Raw genomic sequence first — 2,072 nt, forward strand, 5'->3', positions numbered from 1 at the left:
GCCAAGCTCCGGGTCTACACCCAGGCCACCGGCCAGATCGTCGACAGTGCCGACCCCGAGCTGGACGGCCAGCCCATCGCGTACCAGGGGCCTCGGCGGCAGCGGGCGGCTACTGCCAGGACGCGTGCAGGGGCTGGCCCTCCGCGTAGCCGGCGGCGGACTGGATGCCGACGATCGCCTTCTCGTGGAACTCCTCCAGCGACGAGGCGCCCGCGTACGTGCAGGAGCTGCGCACGCCCGCGATGATCGAGTCGATCAGGTCCTCGACGCCCGGCCGGGCCGGGTCGAGGAACATCCGCGAGGTGGAGATGCCCTCCTCGAACAGCCCCTTGCGCGCCCGGTCGTACGACGACTCCTCCGAGGTGCGGTTGCGCACCGCGCGGGCGGAGGCCATGCCGAAGGACTCCTTGTAGAGCCGGCCGTCGGCGGTCTGCTGCAGATCGCCCGGCGACTCGTACGTCCCGGCGAACCAGGAGCCGATCATGACGTTGGACGCGCCCGCGGCCAGCGCCATCGCGACGTCGCGCGGGTGCCGCACGCCGCCGTCGGCCCACACGTGCTTGCCGAACTTGCGCGCCTCGGCGGCGCACTCCAGCACGGCGGAGAACTGCGGCCGGCCGACGCCGGTCATCATCCGGGTGGTGCACATGGCGCCGGGGCCCACGCCGACCTTGATGATGTCGGCGCCGGCCTCGACCAGATCGCGCACGCCCTCGGCGGCGACGATGTTGCCCGCGACGACCGGGACCTGCGGGTCCAGGGCGCGGACGGCCTTCAGGGCGCTGATCATCGACTCCTGGTGGCCGTGGGCGGTGTCCACGACCAGGGTGTCGACCCCGGCGTCCAGCAGCTGCTTGGCGCGGGCGGCCACGTCGCCGTTGATGCCGACGGCGGCGGCGATCCGCAGCCGGCCGCCCGCGTCGGTGGCGGGGGTGTAGAGCGTGGCCCGCAGGGCGCCCTTGCGGGTGAGGATGCCCGCCAGCCTGCCGTCGGCGTCGACGGCGGGGGCGAGCCGGCGGTGGGCGCCGTCGAGCTTGGTGAACGCCTCGCGCGGGTCGATGCCGGCGTCGATGAGGAGCAGGTCGCGGGACATGACCTCGGAGAGCTGGGTGAAGCGGTCGACGCCGCTCAGGTCGCTCTCGGTCACGATGCCGACGGGGCGGCCGTCCTGGACGACGACACCGGCGCCGTGCGCCCGCTTGGGCAGCAGCGACAGCGCGTCGGCGACGGTGGAGTGCGGGTCGAGCACGATGGGGGTGTCCAGCACGAGGTGGCGCTGCTTGACCCAGGACACGACCTCGGTGACGACGTCGATCGGGATGTCCTGCGGGATGACGACGAGCCCGCCGCGGCGCGCCACGGTCTCGGCCATCCGGCGCCCGGCGATGGCGGTCATGTTGGCCACGACCAGCGGAATCGTCGTCCCGGTGCCGTCCGTGGAGGCCAGATCCACACCCTGGCGGGAGCCCACCGCGGAGCGGCGCGGCACCATGAAGACGTCGTCGTAGGTGAGGTCGTACGACGGCTGCAGATCGTTGAGGAATCGCACGTGCTGATCATCCAGTCGCTTCGAGGCGGCCCCCTGGCGATCCAGCCAGGGGGATAAGCACGTACTTCATTGTCCCATGCCGGACGGAATGTGCGGAGCGGGACAAAGGTCCAGGTCAGCGCCGGTCTTCTGGTGCGATCCTCCAAGGGGGGCCGATCGCCTCCGGCGGCCCGTCACCCGCCGGGTGACAGCTCCTCCCGGAGCAGGGCGGCGAGCTCCGAGCGGTTGCCCGCGCCCAGTTTGGCGCCGGCGCGGTACAGGTGGCCCTCCACCGTGCGGACCGAGACGACGAGGCGTTCGGCGATCTCGCGGTTGGACAGGCCCCGCGCGGCGAGCAGCGCTGTCTCCCGTTCCCGGCCGGTGAGCGGCAGCGGGCGGGCCGCGGCGAGCAGCGCGGGCGTGCGGGCGCCCTCGCAGGCGTCCGCCAGGCGCTGGGCGTGGGCCGCCGCGTGGGCGGCGGGCCGGCTCCAGCCGCAGGCGTACGACCTCCACCAGCGTCGCCGACCAGTCCGCGACCCGGCGC

At 73.5% G+C, this 2,072-nt stretch carries 2 protein-coding genes; both read right to left on the reverse strand.

Annotation, left to right across the window (positions count from 1 at the left end; translation table 11 throughout):
- Nucleotides 1-109: 109 nt before the first annotated feature.
- Nucleotides 110-1,549: a GuaB1 family IMP dehydrogenase-related protein gene (locus AB0M28_RS40385; protein ID WP_365415819.1), complete on the reverse strand. Its 1,440-nt coding sequence runs from the start codon at nt 1,547-1,549 to the stop codon at nt 110-112.
- 173 nt (nt 1,550-1,722) lie between these two features.
- A partial coding sequence (locus AB0M28_RS40390; protein WP_365415821.1) for a helix-turn-helix transcriptional regulator occupies nt 1,723-2,072 on the reverse strand: 350 nt, incomplete at its 5' end.

The organism is Streptomyces sp. NPDC051940, assembly GCF_040680895.1.
Lineage (GTDB): Bacteria > Actinomycetota > Actinomycetes > Streptomycetales > Streptomycetaceae > Streptomyces.